The 24,216-nt window shown below is 43.1% G+C and carries 24 protein-coding genes; 7 read left to right on the top strand and 17 right to left on the bottom strand.

Annotated elements, in window-relative coordinates:
- Positions 1–7: 7 nt before the first annotated feature.
- Together cyoE and ACUN2T_RS05205 are read left to right on the top strand one after the other, a co-directional pair.
- Positions 8–892: a heme o synthase gene (cyoE, locus tag ACUN2T_RS05210; protein ID WP_445496565.1), complete on the top strand. Its 885-nt coding sequence runs from the start codon at positions 8–10 to the stop codon at positions 890–892.
- 156 nt (positions 893–1,048) lie between these two features.
- The gene (locus ACUN2T_RS05205; RefSeq protein WP_445496564.1) at positions 1,049–2,407 is read left to right on the top strand and encodes an MFS transporter; all 1,359 of its coding nucleotides are present in this window, start codon (positions 1,049–1,051) and stop codon (positions 2,405–2,407) included.
- Positions 2,408–2,558: 151 nt separating this feature from the next.
- On the opposite strand, the gene ACUN2T_RS05200 is transcribed toward ACUN2T_RS05205, so the two are convergent.
- Complete coding sequence (locus ACUN2T_RS05200) at positions 2,559–3,050, bottom strand: YajQ family cyclic di-GMP-binding protein (RefSeq protein ID WP_445496562.1); 492 nt, start codon at positions 3,048–3,050, stop codon at positions 2,559–2,561.
- A gap of 134 nt (positions 3,051–3,184) precedes the next feature.
- On the opposite strand from ACUN2T_RS05200, the gene panE reads away from it, so the two are divergent.
- Complete coding sequence (gene panE / locus ACUN2T_RS05195; RefSeq protein WP_445496560.1) at positions 3,185–4,096, top strand: 2-dehydropantoate 2-reductase; 912 nt, start codon at positions 3,185–3,187, stop codon at positions 4,094–4,096.
- A gap of 77 nt (positions 4,097–4,173) precedes the next feature.
- On the opposite strand, the gene thiI is transcribed toward panE, so the two are convergent.
- Complete coding sequence (gene thiI, locus ACUN2T_RS05190; RefSeq protein ID WP_445496559.1) at positions 4,174–5,622, bottom strand: tRNA uracil 4-sulfurtransferase ThiI; 1,449 nt, start codon at positions 5,620–5,622, stop codon at positions 4,174–4,176.
- A 195-nt stretch (positions 5,623–5,817) separates the two neighbouring features.
- On the opposite strand from thiI, the gene xseB reads away from it, so the two are divergent.
- The 4 genes from xseB (at position 5,818) to ACUN2T_RS05170 (ending at position 10,885) form a co-directional block, all read left to right on the top strand.
- A complete protein-coding gene (gene xseB / locus ACUN2T_RS05185) occupies positions 5,818–6,096 on the top strand; it encodes an exodeoxyribonuclease VII small subunit (RefSeq protein WP_445496558.1) in 279 nt (92 codons plus the stop codon).
- A gap of 4 nt (positions 6,097–6,100) precedes the next feature.
- Positions 6,101–7,018 carry a (2E,6E)-farnesyl diphosphate synthase gene (gene ispA / locus ACUN2T_RS05180; RefSeq protein WP_445496557.1) on the top strand — a complete coding sequence of 306 codons (918 nt, stop codon included), beginning with the start codon at positions 6,101–6,103 and terminating at the stop codon, positions 7,016–7,018.
- A 120-nt stretch (positions 7,019–7,138) separates the two neighbouring features.
- Positions 7,139–9,004 carry a 1-deoxy-D-xylulose-5-phosphate synthase gene (gene dxs, locus ACUN2T_RS05175; protein WP_445496556.1) on the top strand — a complete coding sequence of 622 codons (1,866 nt, stop codon included), beginning with the start codon at positions 7,139–7,141 and terminating at the stop codon, positions 9,002–9,004.
- An 855-nt stretch (positions 9,005–9,859) separates the two neighbouring features.
- Positions 9,860–10,885, top strand: a complete 1,026-nt coding sequence (locus ACUN2T_RS05170; RefSeq protein WP_445493927.1) for an IS630-like element ISPlu3 family transposase — start codon at positions 9,860–9,862, stop codon at positions 10,883–10,885.
- Here the strand turns inward: ACUN2T_RS05170 and ACUN2T_RS05165 are convergent.
- The 15 genes from ACUN2T_RS05165 to secD all read right to left on the bottom strand — a co-directional run bounded on the left by ACUN2T_RS05165 (position 10,868) and on the right by secD (position 24,213).
- Complete coding sequence (locus ACUN2T_RS05165; protein ID WP_445496554.1) at positions 10,868–11,371, bottom strand: MFS transporter; 504 nt, start codon at positions 11,369–11,371, stop codon at positions 10,868–10,870. The two genes, ACUN2T_RS05170 and ACUN2T_RS05165, sit on opposite strands and share 18 nt — an antisense overlap.
- Positions 11,372–11,379: 8 nt before the next feature.
- Positions 11,380–12,054, bottom strand: coding sequence for an MFS transporter (locus ACUN2T_RS05160; protein WP_445496552.1), 675 nt, complete (start codon positions 12,052–12,054; stop codon positions 11,380–11,382).
- A 25-nt stretch (positions 12,055–12,079) separates the two neighbouring features.
- The gene (locus ACUN2T_RS05155) at positions 12,080–12,880 is read right to left on the bottom strand and encodes a JmjC domain-containing protein (protein ID WP_445496551.1); all 801 of its coding nucleotides are present in this window, start codon (positions 12,878–12,880) and stop codon (positions 12,080–12,082) included.
- A gap of 7 nt (positions 12,881–12,887) precedes the next feature.
- Complete coding sequence (locus ACUN2T_RS05150; protein WP_445496550.1) at positions 12,888–13,763, bottom strand: JmjC domain-containing protein; 876 nt, start codon at positions 13,761–13,763, stop codon at positions 12,888–12,890.
- A gap of 252 nt (positions 13,764–14,015) precedes the next feature.
- Positions 14,016–15,209: an MFS transporter gene (locus ACUN2T_RS05145; RefSeq protein ID WP_445496549.1), complete on the bottom strand. Its 1,194-nt coding sequence runs from the start codon at positions 15,207–15,209 to the stop codon at positions 14,016–14,018.
- Between the two features lie 29 nt (positions 15,210–15,238).
- A complete protein-coding gene (locus ACUN2T_RS05140; RefSeq protein WP_445496547.1) occupies positions 15,239–16,423 on the bottom strand; it encodes a cysteine desulfurase family protein in 1,185 nt (394 codons plus the stop codon).
- A gap of 51 nt (positions 16,424–16,474) precedes the next feature.
- Positions 16,475–17,071: a hypothetical protein gene (locus ACUN2T_RS05135; RefSeq protein WP_445497806.1), complete on the bottom strand. Its 597-nt coding sequence runs from the start codon at positions 17,069–17,071 to the stop codon at positions 16,475–16,477.
- Positions 17,072–17,094: 23 nt separating this feature from the next.
- On the bottom strand, positions 17,095–17,586 hold the full coding sequence (gene pgpA, locus ACUN2T_RS05130; RefSeq protein ID WP_445496546.1) for a phosphatidylglycerophosphatase A: 492 nt from the start codon (positions 17,584–17,586) through the stop codon (positions 17,095–17,097).
- Positions 17,579–18,568 carry a thiamine-phosphate kinase gene (gene thiL / locus ACUN2T_RS05125; protein WP_445496545.1) on the bottom strand — a complete coding sequence of 330 codons (990 nt, stop codon included), beginning with the start codon at positions 18,566–18,568 and terminating at the stop codon, positions 17,579–17,581. Before thiL ends, pgpA begins: the two co-directional genes overlap by 8 nt.
- A gap of 102 nt (positions 18,569–18,670) precedes the next feature.
- Positions 18,671–19,087: a transcription antitermination factor NusB gene (gene nusB, locus ACUN2T_RS05120; protein WP_445496544.1), complete on the bottom strand. Its 417-nt coding sequence runs from the start codon at positions 19,085–19,087 to the stop codon at positions 18,671–18,673.
- A gap of 26 nt (positions 19,088–19,113) precedes the next feature.
- Positions 19,114–19,584 (bottom strand): 6,7-dimethyl-8-ribityllumazine synthase, encoded by a 471-nt coding sequence (gene ribH, locus ACUN2T_RS05115; protein ID WP_445496543.1) that lies wholly within the window; start codon positions 19,582–19,584, stop codon positions 19,114–19,116.
- 122 nt (positions 19,585–19,706) lie between these two features.
- Positions 19,707–20,816, bottom strand: a complete 1,110-nt coding sequence (gene ribD / locus ACUN2T_RS05110) for a bifunctional diaminohydroxyphosphoribosylaminopyrimidine deaminase/5-amino-6-(5-phosphoribosylamino)uracil reductase RibD (protein WP_445496542.1) — start codon at positions 20,814–20,816, stop codon at positions 19,707–19,709.
- 6 nt (positions 20,817–20,822) lie between these two features.
- A complete protein-coding gene (gene nrdR, locus ACUN2T_RS05105; RefSeq protein WP_445496541.1) occupies positions 20,823–21,272 on the bottom strand; it encodes a transcriptional regulator NrdR in 450 nt (149 codons plus the stop codon).
- A gap of 114 nt (positions 21,273–21,386) precedes the next feature.
- Positions 21,387–22,355, bottom strand: coding sequence for a protein translocase subunit SecF (gene secF / locus ACUN2T_RS05100; protein WP_445496540.1), 969 nt, complete (start codon positions 22,353–22,355; stop codon positions 21,387–21,389).
- A gap of 10 nt (positions 22,356–22,365) precedes the next feature.
- Positions 22,366–24,213, bottom strand: coding sequence for a protein translocase subunit SecD (gene secD, locus ACUN2T_RS05095; protein ID WP_445496539.1), 1,848 nt, complete (start codon positions 24,211–24,213; stop codon positions 22,366–22,368).
- Between the last annotated feature and the right edge of the window lie 3 nt (positions 24,214–24,216).

Here is a 24,216-nt window from a genome sequence, read left to right as displayed (position 1 = left end):
GCATATTATGATTAAGCAATACCTGCAAGTAACTAAACCAGGAATTATTTTCGGCAATTTAATTTCTGTGATCGGTGGTTTTCTACTCGCCTCGAAAGGGGTGATTGATTACCCTTTGTTCCTCTCGACTCTGCTCGGCGTCTCATTAGTCGTGGCTTCTGGTTGTGTATTTAACAATTACATTGACCGTGACATCGATCGGATCATGGAAAGAACAAAAAACCGCGTCCTTGTAAAAGGGCTTATTGATCCGAAAATCAGCCTGATTTATGCATCAATTCTGGGTATTGCTGGCATGGTGCTGCTCTATGTAGCAGCCAATGCCTTAGCAATGCAATTAGCGATTATCGGTTTTGTCGTATATGTAGGGGTTTACAGCCTCTACATGAAAAGGAAATCTGTCTATGGCACGTTGATCGGCAGTTTGTCCGGCGCTGCACCTCCGGTTATCGGTTATTGTGCGGTAACTGGTCAGTTTGACATGGGCGCGTTGATCCTGTTACTGATTTTCAGTTTGTGGCAAATGCCGCACTCCTATGCCATTGCTATCTTCCGTTTCAAGGATTATCAAGCAGCGAACATCCCTGTACTACCCGTGATTAAAGGCATATCTGTGGCGAAAAACCATATTATCCTTTATATCCTGGCATTTATGATTGCAACTCTCATGTTGACAATCAGCGGTTACGCTGGTTACAAATATCTGATTGTTGCAGCAGCAGTCAGCATCTGGTGGCTGGGAATGGCATTATCCGGTTATAAAACGGCTAATGACCGCGTTTGGGCCCGTAAGTTATTTGTATTTTCCATTGTGGCAATCACTTCCCTGAGCGTCATGATGTCTGTTGACCCAAATGTATCCTCAGAAACCTTTCTAACTTACATCCGGTAATTCTCCCTGATGGTAGTGGCATACGCCTCTGCCATCAGTTTCCTTTTCATATCCTCCCCCTCTCCCCTTATACTTCAATATTATTAATTCAATTAACTATTTACCGCTTATCAGAAACCTATCTACAATGGCACATCTAAATATTTCGAGGTAACCATGAACGATAATAAAATGACGCCACTTGAGCTTAGGGCGACATGGGGCTTAGGTTCAGTTTTTTCTTTGCGTATGCTGGGCATGTTCATGGTCCTGCCTGTCTTAACAACCTATGGTCTTGATCTAAAAGGTTCTACCGAAGCACTTATTGGCATCGCTATTGGCATTTATGGTTTAACGCAGGCAATTTTCCAGATCCCTTTTGGCTTGCTTTCTGACAAAATTGGCCGTAAGCCCTTAATTGTTGGTGGACTACTACTCTTCGTTCTTGGCAGTATCACGGCTGCTCTCAGTGATTCTATCTGGGGCATAATCGTTGGACGAGCGATCCAAGGCACCGGGGCTATATCCGCCGCAATTATGGCTCTACTTTCTGATTTGACCCGCGAACAAAACCGAACTAAGGCAATGGCATTTATTGGCATTAGCTTTGGAGTCACTTTCGCCATAGCAATTGTACTTGGCCCAATTCTTACTCATGCCATTGGCTTAAATGGCCTGTTTTGGGGCATTACCGTTCTAGCCGGTTGTGGCATTCTGATAACATTATTTGCTGTTCCTTCCACAGATAAACACGTTCTTAACCGTGAATCAGACATTGTTCGTCACAGTTTCCATAAAGTTTTAACTGATAGCCAACTGCTAAAACTTAACTTTGGCATTCTCAGTTTGCACGCTTTGCTCATGGCAAGCTTTATCGCCCTGCCTCTGGTTATGCAACAAGCTGGATTCCCAGCCCAACAGCATTGGAAGGTTTATCTGATCACCATGCTGATTTCATTCTTATCTGTTTTGCCTTTCATTATCTATGCAGAAAAAAAGCGCCGCATGAAACAAGTGTTTCTATTGTGTATCACACTGCTATTTATCGCCGAAATTGTATTGTGGTCAGCGGGGCACCATTTGTGGACAATCTTTGTTGGCATACAAATTTTCTTTATTGCTTTCAATATAATGGAAGCTATTCTGCCATCACTTATCAGCAAAGAAGCGCCGGCGGGTTATAAAGGTACAGCAATGGGAATCTACTCCACCAGCCAGTTTTTAGGTGTAGCTTTGGGTGGTAGCCTTGGTGGCTGGTTATATGAATTAAAGGGAGCATCGCTGGTATTTATGGCAGGTATCGCTCTGACAATTATTTGGTTTATTATCAGCACGACAATGAAACAGCCCCCTTATGTCAGTAGTATCAGAATTTCGCTGCCAGAAAATATCGTAAATAAGACATTGCTGGAACAAAAAATTCTTGTTCAACCCGGTGTTCGCGAAGTTGTTATTGTGCCAGAAGAGTCTAGCGCTTACATAAAAGTAGATATTAAGCAGACGAGCAGAGCACAACTTGAGCAATTGATAGCATAACTTCAGCGGCTTTCGCTAACAAAAACCTCTCATTCCGGTTAGATATTGAAGGGAAACTGGGGATGGGATTCCCACTCAGGAATATCCCACCCCACATTAGACCAGATATGTTAATGCATTAAGCGAAGCTAGTTAGCCAATACGAAAAAAATCAATCCCGGAAATTAGTAAACTGGAATGGCTGTCCTAATTCTGCTCCACGAACCAATGCCATAACACTCTGCAAATCATCACGCGCTTTACCGGTTACCCGCACCTGCTCACCCTGAATCTGAGCCTGCACTTTCAATTTACTATCCTTAATCAGCTTCACGATCTTTTTCGCTGTAGGGGTATCAATCCCCTGTTTCAAAGTCGCTTCAACGCTATAAGTTTTACCACTGTGCAACATATCATCAGGGATATTTAGTGCAGCTCCATCAATACCACGTTTAGACAGTTTTTCACGTATAATATCAACCAACTGATTTACCTGAAAATCTGACTCACTGGCAATCTTGATAGATTCACTTTTTTCATTTAATTCAAAACTGGCACTGACATTACGGAAATCCCAGCGTGTAGCAAGCTCACGCTGTGCGTTTTCTACCGCATTGCGAACTTCATGTATATCAATTTCTGAGACAATATCGAAAGATGGCATTATCCGTGACCTCCTGATAATCAATAAGTTGGCATGATAACCGCTTTCCATTATCAGCAAAAGCTCTATACTCAGATTAGCGGGATCTTGCTATTTCCATTCAATATTACAGCGTCTTGCAACGAGGGTATATTATGAAGATAACCGTTCTTGGCTGTGGCGCTATAGGAAAACTGTGGCTGGCAGCATTATCACAACGAAAACACCAGGTACAAGGTTGGCTAAAGATCCCCCAGCCTGATTTACCTGTTCATATTGACGAAATTAATGGAGAGGCATTTGACCAGCCGATCCCAACTAATGACAATGACCACCTTGCCAACAGCGAATTACTGATTGTCTGCCTGAAAGCCTGGCAATTATCTGATGCAGTTAATAATCTACTGCCCAAACTTTCATCTGATTGCCCAATCTTATTACTACACAATGGTATGGGTTCCCAAGAAGAATTGTTATCTGCGCCTAATCCAATACTCCTTGGCATCACAACTCACGGCGCATATCAGAATAACCAACAGGTTTATCATACAGCTTCTGGACTAACACATATTGGCTCTGCAACATCAAATGCAACTGCACTTAGCTCTCTGGCCGATATTCTGCATCAGGCTTTACCGGACGTTGCATGGCATAATGAAATTCTCTCTATTAGTTGGCTAAAACTCGCAGCTAACTGTGTCATAAACCCACTTACTGCGATTTATGAATGCCGGAATGGAGATTTGCTTCGCTACCCGGAACAATTAAATGTTTTGTGTGAAGAAATCATTCAGGTTATGGAACGAGAAAATATACATACTTCCATCAGTAACCTAACTGCCTATATCTACGATGTTATTGAGCACACAGCAAAAAACTACTCTTCAATGTTGCAAGATATCCGCGCAAAACGTCACACTGAAATTGACTATATCACTGGATATCTATTGCGCCGGGCCCGTACTCATGGCCTACCTGCTCCTGAGAATACCCGTATATATAACCTGATAAAATGTAAGGAAAGTGATTATGAACCATTCAGCACTCATTTGCCTGGTTCATGGTAGTGAAAACGTAAACAAAAGCGCCCTGCTTCAGACTCATCATTGAGGCTCCCCTGATGGGAAGCCTCTAAGTATCGTAATTAAGGCCGATAAACTTTCACATTATCAAACCCCTGCTCACACAAATAAAGTGCCTGCAAACGGCTCATCACTCCGCGTTCACAATAGAGCAGATACGTTTTCTCTTTAGGTAAGTCACCAAACTGGCTGCTTAATTTATAGAACGGCAGTGATTTGATCTCCACGCTATTCATCTGTAATGGCCGAGCATCTTGTTCATCAGGTGAACGAATATCCAGCAATACATCAGTTGGCGCGAATTCAGTGACTGTTTCAACTTCGGCGACTTGCTCACTGCTTTGTTCTGCGATCTGGCGGATATCAATATTCTGAGCTTCACTGACGACTTTTTCCAGAATATCAAAATCGAAATTAGCCTCTTCTGCTTCAATTTTGGCTTTAACCGCTTTTACAGTCGGACTTTTTGAAATAACGCCACAAAACTCAGGCATAGTACGAGCAAAATCTTCCGTGCCAATTTCACGTGCCAGTTTGATAATGTGCTCTTTATCATGAGAAATCAGCGGCCGCAGAATCAAAGTATCCGATGCATTATCAATCAGACGCAGATTGGTCAGCGTCTGGCTGGAAACCTGTCCCAATGCCTCACCGGTCACAATAGCCTGTACGCCATAGCGTTCTGCAACTTTAGATGCCGCCCTTACCATCATTCGTTTAAGCACCACACCCATTTGGCCGTCATCAACTTTTTCCAGAATTTCAGCAACAACAGGTTCAAAATCCACGGCAACGAAACGGACTTTATGGGAACGGCCAAAGCGGTTCCAAAGATAATGAGCAACCTGCTTTACACCAATTTCATGAACAGAACCACCAAGATTGAAGAAACAATAATGAACACGGCAGCCACGGCGCATCAACATATAGCTGGAAACACCAGAATCAAAACCACCGGAAATCAGAGACAGCACATCTTCCTGCGTTCCGATAGGAAAACCGCCAATGCCTTCATAACGGGCTTTCACCAGAATCAGTGTATCCTGCTCAATTTCCAGATTAACGGTAACATCAGGATGAGTCAGTTTTACTTTCGCAGATTCAATGTGCTGGTTTAAACCACCACCGACATAGCGCTCTACTTCATTAGAAGTAAACGCATGTTTACCACGGCGTTTAACCCGTACACAAAATGTTTTGTTGTGGAGCAATTCGCCATAAGCCTCATAAGCTTGTTCAAAGATATGATGCATATCACGAAATTCACGTTCCTCTACTTGCAGAATATGGTGGATACCGGGGATACGTGTCAGCACATCACAAATTTGAGCGCCAAGGTTTTCATCTTTAGTACGAACTTCGATATTATCCCAATGGCGAACTACGGCAATATTATCTCCCAAGGTTTTGAGCACATTGCGAATATTACTGGCAAGAATTTTAATAAAGCGCAAACGGACAGTTTGGCTCTTAATCGTGATTTCTGGGAATAATTTAATAATAAACTTCATAGTGAGTTATAGTAGTCGTTAGGAGTTTTGGTAAATGAAACTGACATCATGATCTGGTAGTCAAATCAGGCTGCGGAGTATAGCACTATCTCAGACATAGCGCGCAAAAAATACAAAACCAGTTAAGGATTTGTTTGCACCAGCATAATAGGATAGTCTGCAACCCTCAGGCGAACTCTAAATAGTAAAAAGATTATGCCAAAGAAAAACGCAACATCAGAAAGCCCAAGCAGTACACCAGAAACCACACCAGCAATGACATTTGAAAGCTCATTAAAAGAGTTGGAGCGCATTGTCGTCCGTCTGGAATCCGGTGAACTGTCACTGGAAGAAGCCTTGAACGAGTTTGAGCGTGGTATTCAATTAGCCCGTCAAGGGCAACAGACTTTGCAACAAGCAGAACAGCGGGTGCAAATTCTTCTTAACGATGACGCCCAATCTCCGCTAAATAACTTCTCCCCGGATACTGAGTGAGCCTATGTCTGAACAAAACCCAATTCAATTCAAAGAACAGCTTAAAACCTGTCAACAACGCGTCAATAACGTTCTGACAAGCACATTATCTTCATTGACATTTGCAGATAGACTACTGGTTCAGGCAATGCAGCATGGCGCTTTACTTGGTGGCAAACGTCTGCGTCCATTTTTAGTTTATGCCACAGGTAACATGTTCGGATTATCTACCAATAATCTGGATGCACCAGCCGCAGCGGTTGAATGTATTCATGCTTTTTCATTAATTCATGACGATTTACCCGCAATGGATAACGATGATTTACGCCGTGGGCAACCAACTTGCCACATCAAATTTGGTGAAGCTCACGCTATTTTGGCGGGAGATGCATTACAGTCTCTGGCATTTGAAATCTTATCTAAAAGAGACATGCCAGATGTGACAACGGCTGATCGCCTTGAAATGCTTTCTGAGCTGGCAACAGCCAGTGGTATCGCCGGTATGTGTGGCGGCCAAGCCCTAGACTTGGCAGCGGAAGGCAAACACATTGATCTTCATGCACTAGAACAAATTCATCGCCACAAAACAGGTGCTCTTATCCGTTGCGCTGTCAGAATGGGAGCCTATGGCGCAGGCCAGAGTGGACATAACGCCTTACCTGAATTGGATCAGTATGCCCAGGCTATTGGCCTCGCTTTCCAGGTTCATGACGATATTCTTGATGTCATTGGCGATACCGAAATGATCGGAAAACGTCAAGGCAGTGACCAGCAATTAAGAAAAAGTACCTACCCGGCATTACTGGGATTAGAACAAGCACAGAAAAAAGCGCACGAGCTGTATCAAGAAGCGCTAGAAGCATTGAATAAACTGGAAGAAAAATCCTATAACACAACAATGCTGCGCGCACTTGCCAGCTTTATCATTGAACGTAACAACTAATTGCCTATCCCAATAGGCATTATCATTACATAAAATAGCCTAATGGGATGGGCTCTAAGGTCTGTTGGTAAATTTGACCTCCAGCAGCTCTATTAATAAACACTTCTTAACGAGCATCAAATGAGCATTGATATAGCCAAATACCCAACATTGGCATTAGCGGAAAATCCTGAAGAACTTCGTATGTTGCCAAAAGAGAGCTTGCCGAAGTTATGTGATGAACTTCGGCAATTCTTGCTAAACAGTGTCAGTCGCTCCAGTGGTCATTTTGCCTCCGGTCTTGGTACCGTTGAGCTGACTGTGGCATTGCATTATGTCTATAAAACACCTTTCGATAAACTAGTATGGGATGTTGGTCATCAGGCTTATCCGCACAAGATCCTGACAGGACGCCGGGATCGTATTGATACTATTCGTCAGAAAAATGGGCTTCATGCCTTCCCTTGGCGGGATGAAAGTGAATACGACACCTTGTGTGTCGGGCACTCATCTACCTCTATCAGTGCAGGGTTAGGTATGGCAATCGCCGCTCAGCACGAAGGCAAAGGCCGCCGCACAGTCTGTGTGATTGGTGACGGCGCGATAACGGCGGGTATGGCCTTTGAAGCGATGAACCACGCGGGGGATATCGACCCGGATATGCTAGTCATTCTTAATGACAACGAAATGTCTATCTCAGAGAACGTCGGAGCGTTAAATAACCATCTGGCTCAACTTCTTTCGGGTAAGCTTTATACCACTCTGCGAGAAGGTGGAAAAAAAGTCTTTTCTAACCTACCACCCATTAAAGAATTACTGAAAAAAACCGAAGAACATATCAAAGGGATGGTCATTCCCGGCACGATGTTTGAAGAATTGGGCTTTAACTACATAGGACCGATTGACGGACATGATGTGCTGACGTTAACTCAGACGCTGAAAAACATGCGCGAGCTGAAAGGGCCACAACTTCTGCATGTCATGACCAAAAAAGGCCGTGGCTATGCGCCAGCCGAAAAAGATCCCATCAGTTGGCATGCTGTGCCTAAATTTGATCCGGCTAGCGGTACATTACCCAAGAGTTCAGACAACCGCCCGACGTTCTCCAAAATATTTGGAGACTGGCTATGTGAAGAAGCCGCTAACGATAAGAAACTGATGGCGATCACTCCGGCTATGCGTGAAGGTTCCGGTATGGTGCGATTCTCCCGCGAATATCCAGATCAATACTTTGATGTCGCTATCGCAGAACAACATGCCGTGACTTTTGCCGCTGGTCTGGCAATTGGTGGCTATAAGCCAATTGTCGCTATCTACTCAACATTCCTGCAACGTGCTTATGACCAGGTTATTCATGATGTCGCAATCCAGAATCTGCCTGTGCTGTTTGCAATAGATCGCGGTGGCATCGTTGGCGCAGATGGTCAGACACATCAAGGCGCCTTTGATCTCTCATTCCTTCGTTGCATTCCCAACATGGTGATTATGGCACCGAGTGATGAGAACGAATGCCGCCAAATGCTGCATACCGGTTATCATTACCAGCAAGGCCCGGTAGCAGTGCGCTATCCACGAGGAGCAGGAATTGGCGCAGAACGTCAACCATTTGAACAATTGCCAATTGGTAAAGGTGTTATTCGCCGTCAGGGTAAGAAGGTAGCGATCCTGAACTTTGGTACTCTGTTACCTGATGCAATAACAGCAGCAGAATCGCTGGATGCGACCGTTATTGATATGCGTTTTGTCAAACCACTGGATAAAGAATTAATATTAGAAATGGCCGATGACCATGATTTATTGGTCACACTGGAAGAAAATGCCATTATGGGCGGTGCCGGAAGTGGCGTTAATGAACTACTAATGCAGGAAGGTCGCTTGGTGCAAATTCTAAATATTGGCTTGCCTGACCAATTTGTGCCACAAGGTAGTCAGGAAGAAATGAGAGCGGAATTAGGGCTTGATGCCGCAGGTATTCAAAATAGCATCAATAAAAGGCTATTTTCCTGAGTGTATAGGGATAATAGGATATTTATCCTATTATCCTTCAGCTTACTGACTTTTAGCATTTCGACTATCACTGTTAAATTTTTCTTAAAAGAGAAAACATCAGGAAAAAAATTATCCGAAAAAACTGATATTTATTGTGTTTTCTCAATGTTATTTTGCGAAGAAACCATAAAAAATAATGCAACAAAAAAGGGATAGAACGATTAATTTGGCAAGATTTAAACTTTGAAAAAAGATAAGGTTATCTGAAAAATCATAGAAGGATATTTTTATATCATCAAAGATAAATCGGATATGATTAACATTGATTAAACGTAAAATACAGCATCCTATGATGATTAAACTTAATAAAATCAGACAATCAAAGTGGTGAAAACAACGATTAAAACTTTATACCGATTAAACCCTGGAGCTAAAATAGTGACTTTTAATAACAATTTAAAGCCTGCCCATAACAAAATTATCAGTGGAAAATGAGAAAAAGAATTGGCTTTATTAATGCTTATGTACCCCGTAAAAGAGGCAAATAAGAATATAAAATAGGTTAGCAAGATAATATATTTAAAAAATCAACCTATTTTAATAACCTTTTCAACTGTAGATTAAATTTTTTATCAACCAGTTAAATGATAATTTATAAAAAATCCACAAACAAATGATTTAATAAAATACGAGCTGGATTATTTTTATCGTTATTATGTTGCATTTATTATGCAACACCGCGATATTTATCTAAAAACATTCCCTACTATCTTTTTAAAAACACTAACTATTTTTATCCAATAACAATAAAGATATACCCGTAATCATTGAAGATGCTTGATTTTATCCGAAATGGAGATCATTATCCTCGCTATGAAAATATTTATTACATCAGAACAAAAAATCAAACTTGAACGTCTTCACGACACCACTCGTGATGGCCAAGTACGAGACAGAATAAAAGCGATCCTTCTGGCTTCTGAAGGGTGGAGTTCTGTGATGATAGCCCAGGCATTGCGACTCCATCAGACCACTGTTGACCGCCATATCAGTGATTATCTTAATCAAGGTAAACTTAAATCTGATAATGGGGGGTCTGATAGTTTGCTTTCTCGAGAGCAAACTGATTTTTTAATCAACCACTTATCTCAACATCTTTTCCATCACACCCATGAAATCGTGGCCTATGTTGCTCAGCTCTGGAATATTACCTTTAGCATTCCCGGCATGAATAAATGGCTACACCGTCAGGGTTTTTCTTATAAAAAACCTTGTGGTGTCCCTCATAAATTCGAGGCAGAAAAACAGATACAATTTATTGAATATTATGAAAATCTTAAAATCACAGCGAAAGATGAACCCATCCTTTTTCTTGACGCTGTTCACCCGACTCAAGGCACCAAACTCGGTTATGGCTGGATGCGAAAAGGCGAGAAAAAAACCGTCAAGACAACAGGAAGCCGAACTCGCCTGAATATATTGGGCGCGCTCAACCTGAATGCCATTGGTCGTACGGTGTTCCAGGAATATCAAACCATCAATGACTACAACATTTGCTGTTTTTTCAACGAAATAAGGAAGTCTTATCCTGACTATCATCAAAAAATTCATCTTATTGTGGATGGGGCGGGTTACAACAAAGCTCATCTTGTGAAGGAGTGGGCTTATGTTAGCAATATTGAGTTACATTATCTTCCTCCCTATAGCCCAAATTTAAACCCGATAGAGCGATTATGGAAGGTCATGAATGAACATGTTCGAAATAACCGTTATTTCGCTGATAAACATGAATTTCGAGACAAAGTCTTCAAATTTTTCACCACAACGCTACCGGATATAGCGGACTCGCTGATGTCTAGAATTAATGACCATTTTCAGGTGCTAAAAACTGCATCTTGAAGTTTCTTGGGTATATAAAAATAAAAATGAAACTAAACCCAAAATACTTGATATAAAGAATAGTGTCTTGGCACCTGCAATACTGAGTATATATGCACCAGCTGAAGGGGCAATAAGTATACTTATATTTTGTATCGATTGTAATCGCACAGAAGCGATACCAGAAAATTGGGAGTAATTTAAGCTAACAAAAACATTACTAGCTATGGCAAAGCGAGCACTAAAAATTCCAACACTAAAGAAAACTAATAGTAATATGTAAAGTGAGAAACTTTGTGGTAGATTTAAAGTAATACCGATTAATCCAAAACCTACGGCAGTACTTGCACCAGGTATCATTAACTCAGATAACTTTCCTGTAATTGGGTACTTTATACTAAACTTGGCAGTCATTATTCCCGATAAGATATTTCCAGCAGCAGAACAAGACATCAACATCCCTAATGCTGATTTATCAAATTGCAGATACATAAGTATAATAGCCATTTGATTATTCAACATAAAAACAAAGAAAAAATAAGTTGCAACACACCAGAGTAAAGGCAGCATGGTGTTAGGCTTCTTTTTTGATAAATTTCCTCCTGGAGGTATTTTTCCTGCATTTTTTTGTCAATACTGATTTCACTGTTTTTATGATGTAATAAGAAAGATAATAGTGATATAGAAGTAAAACCAATCGAAACTAATAAAATAGCTCTTTCGCCTATAACTGAGCTTGATACAGCCCCTAATATAGGAACTATCAATTTCGAAATATTATTGATCATATTCATGAGTGAATAAAATTTTGTTGCGTTTTCTCCTTTTAACATTTGGATACTCAGTACATTGATAGCTGGTTGCATAACACTGTTAAATACTGAACGCAAAGCTACGAATATAATAAAAATCTCTATTGATTGGGATAAAATTATCCCAACCGTTGCTCCTATTCTTAAGAGTAAAGATAGTATCAAAATCAATATAACTGATCCTGACTCCAACAACTGTCCAAGATTTTTTGTAAGAATGATCCCCGGAAGTAAACTTAAGGCACTGATTACCGCCATTTCATATGGAGATGCATTGAATTGGTAAGCAGATAAAGTTAGAATTGTAATAAAATCAATCCATGAACCTAATGAAGATGTGCAATACCCGAAAAGAATATTTTTAAGCTTTATATTCATAAAAAACACTTATGTAATTATTTAGTTAATCTCTTGAAGTGGAATTTGATGCGAGACCTGTTTTATATAGAATATTCATAATTTCTGATGCAGATTCATCATCAAATTCTTTAAGAATACTGTCTCTATTTATTTCTCCGTATTCAAAAATACCCTTTATTATATTTTCAAGCTCAATGGGAATCCTTAATAAGCCAGCGTTAAAAATATTTTCTTCTATCGTCACTGTCCGATTCAAAATCAGTGGTAGCTTAATATTAAGGAAATCTCCTTTTTTCTGGAAACAGAATACACCGCGATCAAATATTAGTCTATTTATTTTTTCTGACTCTTTGATAGAAGATAATGGTAGTAATCTTTGTAGTGATAATACCTGATTAATTAAATTATCATCATTAATTTCAGAAAGTGAAAGATCTAACAATTTTATTATATCTATTTCTTGTGGTAATTTATCTAAAATTGATAAAATAGGCTCCTTATAATCAGCAAGTTTATGGCTAAGTAATCGCAAAATCAAATCAGCAACTGATTTGTATCTCAATCCTATTGCAATATGAATAGAAATATCACTTGCAGTACTTACTATATGAGCTGAACCTTTCGGTATAGTAAATAAAGTACCTACTTTAACTCTCCCATTAAATATACTTTTTTTAGCCGTATTCTCTGTTATTTTGTAACCGGTTAGAGGATATGTTACATCATTTGCAACACTAAAAATTTGCCAGTTTTTTTCACCTAGAAGCTGTATATTAACAAGATCGTGATAGTCATAATGTAGCGGACTAGGTTGACTCTCTTGAGTGCTTATAAATACATTCACTGTTGTATCACAAAAGCAATGGATTGTGAATATTTGGTCGAGAAGCATTCACTGCCAACGTATAAGATTTTATAAGTTGTTCAGCATTCACGTTATTTAATTGATTTATTGCTGTATCTAACTGAGCTTTTATAAACTCACAGTTTGGCAAATCAGGAGTAATTGAATGGCGAAAGATAGCATTTTTATGAGAGAGTTGTTCAACTGCGAAATGTAGTAAATCAAAAACTTTACATACAGATAGCCCTATTGTTATATGAAGAGATGAAGTATCAGTACATTCTGCACGATGTGGCATTCCAGCAGGAATGTATAAAACATCACCTGCCTTTAGAAGTAATTCTTCTCTTGGTGATCCAATTGTTTCTTCATCAAGAACTTTTGACATTTGTTGTGTAGGGTTATGTTCTAATTTATCCCAAAGAAACCATTTCTTTTCACCTTCTAGTTGGATGATAAAAGCAGAAACAGGATCAAAATGTACTTTTAATCCTTTTTTATTTGCTGGCGTCCAAAAAACTTTTACAAAAGTTGTCCCACCAAAAAAAGTTTCTAACTTGCAACAAATGGCGCTGATTTCTTGTTGCCGTCGTTCTAATTGTTCAATTTTTAGGGTTGCATCATATTGAAAACGTTCTCGTATAGTATCAACCTGAGATTTTTGGGAAAACTTTGTATTTGCATGGACATGATAATTTTCTGTTTGATCATATATCATTACATATTTGTGAAGTTCTCCTTCGTGTGAAATTAAATATTGTTCAACCTGTTGAGAGTTAAATTGGAAATGTAATAATGATGACTTACTATATAACTTACTGTTAGCATCGAATATATTATCAATGAAGTCTTTATTTAAAACACTATTAAGCCAAATATTCATATTACTATCCGAAGTTGTATGTAAATTGTGATTGGGCAGTGTTACTGTCCCAATCACCTAATTAAATACAATTAGTGGACAAAAGTATCAACTAATCATCAGCATTGTTAAAACGCGCATTCATTGCGCTTTTCGCCTCATTCATAGCCTCAACAATAACTCTGCTAGGGATTTTTTAATCTCAGGCGGGCAACGTTCCTATCGCTGCCGCCTATCCAATGAGCGTCTGTCGAATGCATTATCAAGAGACCGTTAACATGCTTTATTCGGTACCGTCAGCCTGTCCTTAATACGACAAAACCACCGCCCTCCCAATAACGCCATTACAAGTTCAAGAGAAGCTATTGCGGCCAGGACAAGGATAAACATGGCCTTGCCCGCGCCAACTAATATCCATCCACCTATCGCCGGAAATCCAAAGATACCCACAAAATAGGCGACAACGAACCAAGTGAGGGCCGCATGACGATTCTCAAGAGCAGAGTCGTTTATTGCCCATGTTTGAATGACGGGATACACCAATCCATACCCTATCCCCGTTAACATGGCCGCCGCAATCTGGAACACGGGATGAGCCGGTATGCCTAGCAAGGCCAAAATGCCCACGATTAAGAATAACATCAGCGCAGTGACTAACGGGATACGGGACATCGTCGATAAACGTCGGGCCAACAAAAGCCGCGACACAACCACGGTCGCAGCATGTACAGCGAAGAATGTACTTGCATTTGCACGCGTCCCTTCGACGAGTGAACTCTGGAACGACATCATTCCAGAGAATACACAGCCTCCCAGACCTACCATCACAATGGGGCGGATCGCGCTACTTGTAGCGATCTTCGTTATTTTTTTCACCCAGGGTCTCAGTGATAATTCCCGTTGACCATGCGGCTCCTTGATACCAAAGGTCGCCAGAAGCAGTGAGGCGAGAGTGCCAGCGACGCCAACAAAGAGAAACGTTGTCTGGATGGGCACTCCCGCCTGTTCAACCGCTGCGGTAAGGAGGATGGGACTGCCGCAAATCCCAGCCATTTGAAACGCACTGAAGCGGGTAAACCAGTGGCCCCTGTCAGCATCGGTGACACGCTCCGACAACGCCATGGGCCCACTGATATAGAACATTCCCCACCCGAGTCCAATCAAAAACGCCGCGATACGCGGAATATAACCCAGTTCACCGCTGAAGCCGCCTAAAAGAAGATAGCCACAAGACATCGCCAGCGCCGCAAGGGCGGCAAGCCGGGATGCTTCCAACTGCCCGGCAAACCATCCAACCAAAGGAACACCAATCAAGGTGCCGACCAAGGCCACGCTGAGAGTCGTCCCGGTGTCAATGTCACTCCCTCCTTGTGACCGAAAATACGCGGAAATAAGGAAGGTGGCTCCATATCCCCCCGCAGTGAGCAGGGTTCCGAACAGGAGAAAAAGTGCCGACATTGTTCGCATGAATCAAACTCCATCTTAATTATTCTTCATTAGTATTGGGTACAGAATGACTTTGGCGCCATCGACCTCAGTTTATTCACCGCTTTTTCCAGACGGAGACAAACATACCGTATCTCGTCTTCAGTGTTAAATCTACCCAGTCCAAAGCGCACGCTGGCTTGAGCCTGTGCATCACTGGCCCCTATTGCTTTCAGTACATGTGAAGGTGCCCTGTTAGCGGATGTACATGCAGACCCAGAGGACAGCGCAACCTCAGAAAGCTCCAGCAAAAGCGAGTCAGCATCTACACCGTCAAAGGAGGCATTTAACAGACCGGGAAGGCATTCGGTGAGATGACCGTTTATCCGAACGTCAGCTACATGCTCGGTAATATACAGCCGAAGCAAATCCCGTAAATAACGTAACCTCATCGTCTCAGCGGCCAAGTTTTTAACAGATAGTTCAACGGCACGCCCGAAACCTACGATCCCTGGGACGTTAAGGGTTCCAGAGCGTAAGCCTCGCTCATGTCCCCCTCCGACGATAATAGGGGCGAGTGTCATATGTTTATTACGTGAATTAATATAAAGTGCACCGATCCCCTTTGGTCCATATATTTTGTGCGCGGAAAATGAGGCAAGGCTAATGTTCATGCGCTGTACATCAAATTCTATTTTGCCGAGCGCTTGCGTAGCGTCTGTATGAAGCGGAATGTCACGCTCCTTACAGATCGCGCCTATTTCTTCAATTTTTTGTATTGAGCCAATCTCATTGTTAGCGGCCATGATCGAGACGAGATAGGTATCATCCCTCATTGCACGAGATATTGAATCTGGGGATACGACACCGTCGCTTTGCGGCGGTAAATAGGTCACCTCCGCTCCCATTGATTCGAGCCTACGGCAACAATCAAGAACGGCCTTATGCTCAATTGTCGATGTGATGACATGACCCCTTTTACCCAGATGTTGAAGGCCCGCGATTGCAAGATTGATCGACTCGGTCGCGCCAGACGTGAATATAATATCGGAATGACTCGCTGCATTTATCGATGTCGATATCACTTTTCGCGCACCATCAACAGCTTCCATCGCTTTCCACCCAAATACATGGTTATTACTGGAAGCGTTGCCATAAGCGCTGGTAAAATAGGGCATCATAGATTGAAGCACATCGGGATCTAATGCCGTTGTAGCGTTATTATCCAAGTATATCGGCTGGGCTAAACTGTACATAATTTTCTCCCTCAACAAATAAAGATGAAGATTATTTTCTTATTATCTTGGCTATATCTGGACAGTAATTAAATCGCCTTTACTCACATATCCCTCTTCATTAACAAGATTGAGACGAATGGCGGTTGAAACACCGAGCATGTGGCTGAGTTGAAGCCCACGCACATATGCCAGGGCTCTCGACCACGCGCAGTCCTCAAAAAACACCTCCAGAATAGCGTCTAAGCCTTTGTGATCGCCAGCGGCTTTCTCAAAATACTCCTTCGTAATTGCCGCACAAGTGAGTTTCTGAGTCGGTTCTTCGTAGGCAGCATCTGATGTCGGTGGTTTTCCGTCAGCGAAGGTTTTGGACACCATCCGCCGTGTGATGGTTTCGGGTATTTCCCCGGAGGCGAGAATGTGGACGAGGTGCTGCCTGGCTGAATCCTCGTGAATAACGCGTATTTCACTGAGCGGGATCTGATGTTTTTCAGCTACGGGCAAGAAGACATTCATGATCGAGGCGTGGAGATGGCTCAGACGGGGATTCCTTTTTTGAGAATTAGAGAGGTTCTCTGTCAGGAATTGGAGGCGGAATATCCCATGATGATCGAACGCCACGGATATCCTCGGTAATTCAACCAATGATGGGTTAGAATTCCTATTTATTTAATAATCAAACACACCGCATATCAGAAAGTCAAAATCTGATAAAACGCCAATAACCAAATAATGACGAAAGAAAATATAGCCGCGATAATATCATCTAACATGATACCTAATCCGCCGTGAATATAACGATCAAACCAACGAATCGGCCACGGTTTCCACATATCCAAAATACGGAACACAATAAAACCCGTTAAAACCCACTGCCAGTTAACGACAGGTATTACCATCAATGTGATCCACATACCGATAAATTCATCCCAGACAATACTGCCGTGGTCATGAACTTTCATATCATCAGAAGTACGCTGGCAAATCATTATCCCGAACAACATTCCGGCAATAATCACCAACCAGCAAATCCATTCTGGAAACTGAATCAGTAATAACCAGAATGGAATAGCAGCAGCAGATCCCATTGTTCCTGGCATTACCGGCGATAGCCCACTACCAAAACCTGTCGCTAATAAATGCCAGGGATTACTCATCCGTAAACGGCGTTTTGCCTCATCCATGTGCTTCCTCGGTAATAAAGTGATCGAACCCTTTCAGATCCAATTTAATCTCTTTATTCTTGCTGTAATAACGGATCTCTTCTGATTCCGGCATAATCTGTCCGACACAGCTAAAACCAGCGCCGGTATGAGCCAAAGCGATTTCCAGCGCGCCACGATTTCTTTCCGGGACAGTAAAACATAATTCATAGTCTTCCCCGCCGCTCAAAGCCCACATAAGCGCCTGTTGCGGTTCAACGTATTGTTTCATTGCATCAGAGTAAGGGATCGCATCCAGATTTATTCTGGCTCCACATCGGCTGGCTTTCAGTATGTGGCCCAGATCGGAAATCAAGCCATCAGACAAATCAATTGCTGATGTTGCCAGGTCACGCAATGCCTGCCCTAGCAAAATACGGGGTTGCGGCCTGAGATGACGTTGAATCAGCCAATCACGGGACACTGGATCAAAAATTTGCAAACGGTTTTGTAACAGAGCCAAACCCGCCGCACTGTCACCCAACGAACCACTTACATAAATCCAATCACCATTTTTTGCGCCGGTACGCCGCAATGCTCTACCTACGGGAACCAGACCATGAATCGTCAACGTCAGGCTCATCGGGCCACGGGTGGTGTCACCACCAATAAGTTGCATACCGTAATAGTGCAGTTGTTCAAACAAACTATCACTGAAACCACTTAGCCAACGCTCATCTATTTCCGGTAATGTCAATGCAAGTGAAAGCCAGGCAGGATCAGCACCGATAGCAGCCAGATCACTCAGATTCACCGCCAGAGATTTATAAGCCAAATCTTCAGGAGAAATATCAGGTAAGAAATGAACGCCTGAAACCAAGGTATCCGTGCTGACAGCCAATTGCTGTTTATCGGCCAGCGTCATCAGCGCACAATCATCACCAATACCCAGATTTACATCACGCCGGTTAGTCGTCTGGCGATCAAAATAACGCGCAATGAGGTCAAATTCGCCACATGCCATAATAGAATCCCAAAAAGTTACTGATGATTACGAACATAAGGCCGGTATCCCGGCCTTACAAATCATCGTCTACGGTGGGAAAAACCCGTCAAGCAGTGAGAACTATCTTTTCTTGCGTACTGCTGGGCCAGATTTATCCAGTACCCCATTCACGAATTTGTGACTATCTTCAGCACCGAAAACTTTTGCCAATTCGATAGCTTCGTTAATAGCCACTTTATAAGGGACATCATCACGATAACTTAGTTCAAACATAGCAATACGCAAAATGGCTTTTTCTACCTGACCTAACTCTTCAAGCTGACGGGAAAGATAAGGAGCCATCAAAGCATCCAGCTTCACTGCGTTCACAGCGACTCCTGACAGCAATTCACGAAAATAGGTTACGTCAACACCAGCGACGTCCTGCTCCGACAGAAACTGTAATTCAACGTCAGCAATGTCATTGCCAGATAATTGCCATGAGTATATAGCCTGAACAGCACACTCACGAGCACGACGACGAGCAGCAGGTTTCACAAGATTCCCCTTAATTAAAACTAAAATCAGCCTTTAATGGCGTTAATTACATTGACCATTTCCAGTGCGGTTAACGCAGCTTCTGCGCCTTTATTGCCCGCTTTGGTTCCAGCACGTTCAATCGCCTGTTCAATGCTTTCTGTAGTCAGAACACCAAATGCCACTGGGATTTTACTGGTCATTGCCACATTAGACAAACCGGAACTGCATTCACCAGCAACGTATTCAAAGTGAGCGGTACCACCACGGATAACGGTACCCAGCGCGACAACTGCGTCATATTTTTGGGTTTCGACCAATGTTTTTACCGTCAACGGTAATTCATATGCACCAGGAACCCAGACAACAGTGATATTTTCCGAGGCAACCTGACCGATACGCTCAAGTGCATCTACCGCGCCTTCTAACAGATTATCATTAATGAAGCTGTTAAAACGTGCAATGGCAATCGCCACACGAGCTTGTGGAGCCGCAACAATACCTTTGATGACGTTCATAGCCTTCCTCATATCTGTTCATATCCGCGGGGGGCGGATTCTATCATATTCTTTCGTTAGCCGCGCCTGCCGATTTAGCAACAGAGCATAAAAATAGGGCTAACCCATACTTACATATTCAGTCAGTATACTGGCCGCAGACGCAAACGAAGATCAGGCCCGACTTGCTGTACATCAAAAATGTTAAATTCCGGCGCATCCGCCAGATTTTTAAGTTCAGGAATGGCAAACAAACCACAGGCAGTATCACCCAGGACTTTTGGCGCAACGTAAAGTATCAACTCATCTACCAGCCCCAAAGTCAGTAATGCACCCGCCAACAGCGGACCGCATTCGGCCCAGACAGTATTAATCTGACGTTTACCCAATTGCATCATCAGTGACACTAAATCTACACCAGCACCATGAGCAGGCAGCAGTATCTGCTCTACATTTTCAGGCCAGTCATGTTCATCCGCTTTGGTACGGGCCAGCCAACAATAACCGGGTTGTTGTATGACCTGATGCTGCGGGGTAACACGGTTCTGACTGTCAGCAATAACACGCACTGGTTGACGAAGTGTTTCCTCAGGATAAATCGCCTGAGTTTCTGCATCCAATTCATTCCAGCGAACAGTCAGGCTAGGATCATCAGCCAGAACAGTACTACTGGAACTCAGAATCGCACTGCACTGAGCACGGAATTTTTGCACATCATAACGGGCTTGGGATGAGGTAATCCATTTGCTTTCTCCAGAAGCCAACGCCGTTCGTCCGTCAAGAGAAGCCGCCATCTTCAACTGAATATACGGGAAGCCTGTACGCATCCGCTTCAAAAACCCTTTGTTGAGGGATTCCGCCGCCGGCATCATCAGCCCGTGTTCAACTTCAATACCCGCCTGTTGCAGCTTATAAAGCCCTCTCCCCGCTACCTGCGGGTTAGGATCCTGCATAGCAGTAATCACACGGCTAACACCGGCAGCGATCAAAGTATCGGCACAAGGCGGTGTTTTACCGTGATGGCTGCATGGCTCAAGAGTAACATAAGCCGTTGCGCCTTTAGCTTTATCTCCGGCCATCCTCAAAGCATGGACTTCAGCATGTGGCTCACCAGAACGTAAATGAAAACCTTCCCCAACAATCTGCCCATCACGCACAATCACACAACCGACATTAGGATTAGGTGATGTGGTAAAACATCCCTGACGCGCCAATTCGAAAGCCCGCGTCATATATTTTTCATCGTTATTCACTACTTATTAATCCTGTAATCTAGCAATCTCTTCGCCAAATTCACGAATATCTTCAAAGCTTCGGTAGACGGAAGCAAAACGGATATAGGCGACTTTATCCAATTTCTTCAATTCATCCATCACCAGATTACCAATCATTTTAGATGGAATTTCCCGTTCACCGGTAGCACGTAACTGAGATTTAATATAACTAATCGCTACTTCCACATCATCAGAACTGACCGGACGTTTCTCCAATGCTTTTTGCATACCTCGGCGCAGTTTTTCTTCATCGAATGGCTCCCGGATATCATCACTTTTTATCACTCTCGGCATAACTAACTCAGCCATTTCAAAAGTGGTAAATCGTTCATGACACTCAAGACACTGGCGACGCCGGCGTACCTGCGAGCCATCCCCCACTAAACGGGAATCAATCACTTTGGTATCAACAGCGGCACAAAATGGGCAATGCATATCACTTCCTGGTAGTTAGTCCGAACTAAGTTTACAGTTTACCTTAATCTAAACAAAAAACACCCTGCCAGCCGGATACTCACAGGGTGTTTAAACAGCATTAAGGCAAAATAATTAAGGCAATAAAGATGGCTGATCAGCCCCTTCTTTCTCAACCTTTTGCTGGAGCATATGTTCGCGCTTCATACCCAGTTTCAACGCTAATGCGGAAGCAACATAGATAGAAGATATCGTACCGATAGAAACACCGATTAACATCGCCAGAGAGAAGCCTTTCAGCATTGCACCACCGAAAATATACAACATCAGCACCACCAGTAAGGTAGTCGCAGAAGTCATGATGGTACGGCTCAATGTTTGAGTCAAAGAGACGTTCATAATTTCATACGACGTACCTCGGCGGATCTTACGGAAGTTTTCACGGATACGGTCAGAAACCACAATACTGTCATTCAATGAGTAACCGATAACGGACATCAGTGACGCCACAATTGTCAGGTCAATCTCAATACGAAACAACGACAGAACCCCGAGCGTGATGATGACGTCATGCGCAAGTGCAAGAACTGCCCCCAACGCCAGACGCCATTCAAAACGGAATCCAACATAAATCAAGATACAGATAAGCGCCGCCAATAACGCCATCGCCCCATTTTGGGCAAGTTCAGCACCGACACTAGGCCCAACAATTTCAACACGATTCACACTCGCGTCTTTATCAACGGAGTCATTGATGACCTTAATAACCTTTTTACTCAGTTCCTCATTCGCAGCACCCATCAACGGTGGCATACGCACCATCACATCACGGCTGCTACCGAAATTTTGCAACAGAGGATCTTCAAAACCCGCTTTCGCCAGGCTATCACGCATCTTATCCAATTCAGCCGATTTACTGAGTTTAATTTCAATTACCGTTCCACCGGTAAAATCCAATCCCCAGTTAAACCCGCGGGTTGCCATCACAAAAACAGAAGCCACCAACAGTAGCAACGAAATTCCGAAAGCAACGTTGTCCCAGCGCATAAAGTCATAGACTTTGCGACCGTAGTTCAATTGTTCAACAGTATAATCCTGTGCCACAACGTGCTCCTTAAATTGACAGCTTCTTAATACGCTTACCGCCGTATAGCAGGTTCACGATAGCCCGGGTACCGACAATAGCAGTGAACATAGAAGTAACAACACCAATTGACGTTGTTATTGCAAAGCCTTTAATTGACCCTGTACCAACAGCGTAAAGAATGATCGCAGTAATCAGCGTAGTCAGGTTGGCGTCGATAATACTGGAGAAAGCGCCTTTATAGCCTTCATGTATCGCTTGCTGTATGGTACGTCCATTGCGCAGCTCTTCTTTGATACGTTCGTTTATCAACACGTTAGCATCGACTGCCACTGCCAGCGTCAGAACAATACCTGCAATCCCCGGCATGGTTAGCGTCGCCCCCGGCAACAGAGACATAACACCGACAATCAGCACCAGGTTAGCCAACAGCGCGCTACTCGCAATCAAACCGAATTTACGGTAGTAAATCACCATAAACAGGATTGATGCGACCAGGCCCCACAAACAGGCTTCCAGACCTTGCTCAATATTTTGCAGACCAAGGGTTGGCCCAATGGTACGTTCTTCCACAATCTGAATCGGTGCAATCAGAGCGCCAGCACGCAGTAACAAGGATAACTGACGGGCTTCAGTTGCATTGGAAATACCGGTGATACGGAAATTACTCCCCAGACGAACCTGAATATTGGCGATGTTAATCACTTCTTCATTTTTGACTAACACAGCACGACCATTAGCATCTTTCTTACCACTGTCTTTATATTCCACAAACAGCGTTGCCATTGGCTTACCAACGTTGTCCTTGGTGAAATTAGACATCGCAGCGCCACCGGCGCTGTCCAGTGAAATATTTACCTCTGGACTACCATATTCATCCGTACCAGAGGTTGAATCTGTAATATGATCCCCGGTCAGAATAACACGCTTATATAACACAACCGGGCTACCATCACGGGTATTTTTCACTTCAGAATCACCCGGTACCCGACCTGACGCAGCGGCTGTCACATCAAGGCTGGAGTTAACTAAACGGAACTCCAAGGTTGCTGTCGCGCCAAGAATTTCTTTAGCGCGGGCAGTATCCTGAATACCCGGTAATTCCACCACGATACGGTCAGATCCCTGACGCTGAACTAACGGTTCGGCCACACCCAGTTGGTTAACGCGGTTACGCAGAATGGTAATATTTTGCTGTACCGCATAAGAACGGGCTTCACGCTGGCGCTCATCACTCATCACCGCTTTCAGGGTATTATTGGCTCCAACACTGAACACTAAATCACGGTGACGATGAGTAAGATAGCTCTCCGCATCAGAACGGGCTTTTTCATCACGGAAGCGGAGCTCTACACCATAATTATCAATTTTGCGGGCAGTGGAATAAGGAATACCTTTTTCACGTAAATCAGTACGCAGGCCATCAATATTCTGCTCTTGCAGTTTGCCTAATGCGGTTTCCATATCCACTTCCATCAGGAAGTGCACACCACCACGCAGGTCAAGGCCCAGTTTCATTGGCTCTGCGCCAATCTTACCCAGCCAAGTTGGTGTTGCTGGCGCCAGATTCAATGCCACCACATACTGATCGCCCAATGCAGACATCAGGGCTTCACGGGCACGAAGCTGAATATCAGAATTATTGAAACGAGCAAGAATCGCGCCATTTTCCAGCGCAATAGATTTACTCGTGATTTGATCTTTCTCTAAAACATTACGGACTTGGTCCAGCGTTTGCTCACTGGCGGCAATGCCTCGCGCGCCAGTGATTTGTACAGCCGGATCCTCACCATAAAGGTTGGGAAGTGCATAAAGCAAACCGATGAGGATCGCAGCGATCAGCATCAGATACTTCCACAAAGGATAACGGTTTAGCACGGC

Source organism: Photorhabdus machadonis, from assembly GCF_052657765.1.
The sequence above is the reverse complement of the archived record's forward strand: the minus strand, read 5'-3'. Positions and strand labels throughout refer to the sequence as shown.

Excerpts from the sequence above, each read along its gene's own strand:
- ispA (WP_445496557.1), top strand. The coding sequence starts at position 6,101 with ATGTCTGAACAAAACCCAATTCAATTCAAAGAACAGCTTAAAACCTGT.
- ribH (WP_445496543.1), bottom strand. The coding sequence starts at position 19,584 with ATGAACGTCATCAAAGGTATTGTTGCGGCTCCACAAGCTCGTGTGGCG.
- ACUN2T_RS05170 (WP_445493927.1), top strand. The coding sequence starts at position 9,860 with ATGAAAATATTTATTACATCAGAACAAAAAATCAAACTTGAACGTCTT.
- nrdR (WP_445496541.1), bottom strand. The coding sequence starts at position 21,272 with ATGCATTGCCCATTTTGTGCCGCTGTTGATACCAAAGTGATTGATTCC.
- ACUN2T_RS05205 (WP_445496564.1), top strand. The coding sequence starts at position 1,049 with ATGAACGATAATAAAATGACGCCACTTGAGCTTAGGGCGACATGGGGC.
- panE (WP_445496560.1), top strand. The coding sequence starts at position 3,185 with ATGAAGATAACCGTTCTTGGCTGTGGCGCTATAGGAAAACTGTGGCTG.
- ACUN2T_RS05140 (WP_445496547.1), bottom strand. The coding sequence starts at position 16,423 with ATGTACAGTTTAGCCCAGCCGATATACTTGGATAATAACGCTACAACG.
- cyoE (WP_445496565.1), top strand. The coding sequence starts at position 8 with ATGATTAAGCAATACCTGCAAGTAACTAAACCAGGAATTATTTTCGGC.
- ACUN2T_RS05200 (WP_445496562.1), bottom strand. The coding sequence starts at position 3,050 with ATGCCATCTTTCGATATTGTCTCAGAAATTGATATACATGAAGTTCGC.
- ACUN2T_RS05150 (WP_445496550.1), bottom strand. The coding sequence starts at position 13,763 with ATGAATATTTGGCTTAATAGTGTTTTAAATAAAGACTTCATTGATAAT.
- xseB (WP_445496558.1), top strand. The coding sequence starts at position 5,818 with ATGCCAAAGAAAAACGCAACATCAGAAAGCCCAAGCAGTACACCAGAA.
- ACUN2T_RS05160 (WP_445496552.1), bottom strand. The coding sequence starts at position 12,054 with ATGAATATAAAGCTTAAAAATATTCTTTTCGGGTATTGCACATCTTCA.
- dxs (WP_445496556.1), top strand. The coding sequence starts at position 7,139 with ATGAGCATTGATATAGCCAAATACCCAACATTGGCATTAGCGGAAAAT.
- ACUN2T_RS05165 (WP_445496554.1), bottom strand. The coding sequence starts at position 11,371 with ATGGCTATTATACTTATGTATCTGCAATTTGATAAATCAGCATTAGGG.
- thiL (WP_445496545.1), bottom strand. The coding sequence starts at position 18,568 with ATGGCATGTGGCGAATTTGACCTCATTGCGCGTTATTTTGATCGCCAG.
- pgpA (WP_445496546.1), bottom strand. The coding sequence starts at position 17,586 with ATGGATGAGGCAAAACGCCGTTTACGGATGAGTAATCCCTGGCATTTA.
- ACUN2T_RS05145 (WP_445496549.1), bottom strand. The coding sequence starts at position 15,209 with ATGCGAACAATGTCGGCACTTTTTCTCCTGTTCGGAACCCTGCTCACT.
- thiI (WP_445496559.1), bottom strand. The coding sequence starts at position 5,622 with ATGAAGTTTATTATTAAATTATTCCCAGAAATCACGATTAAGAGCCAA.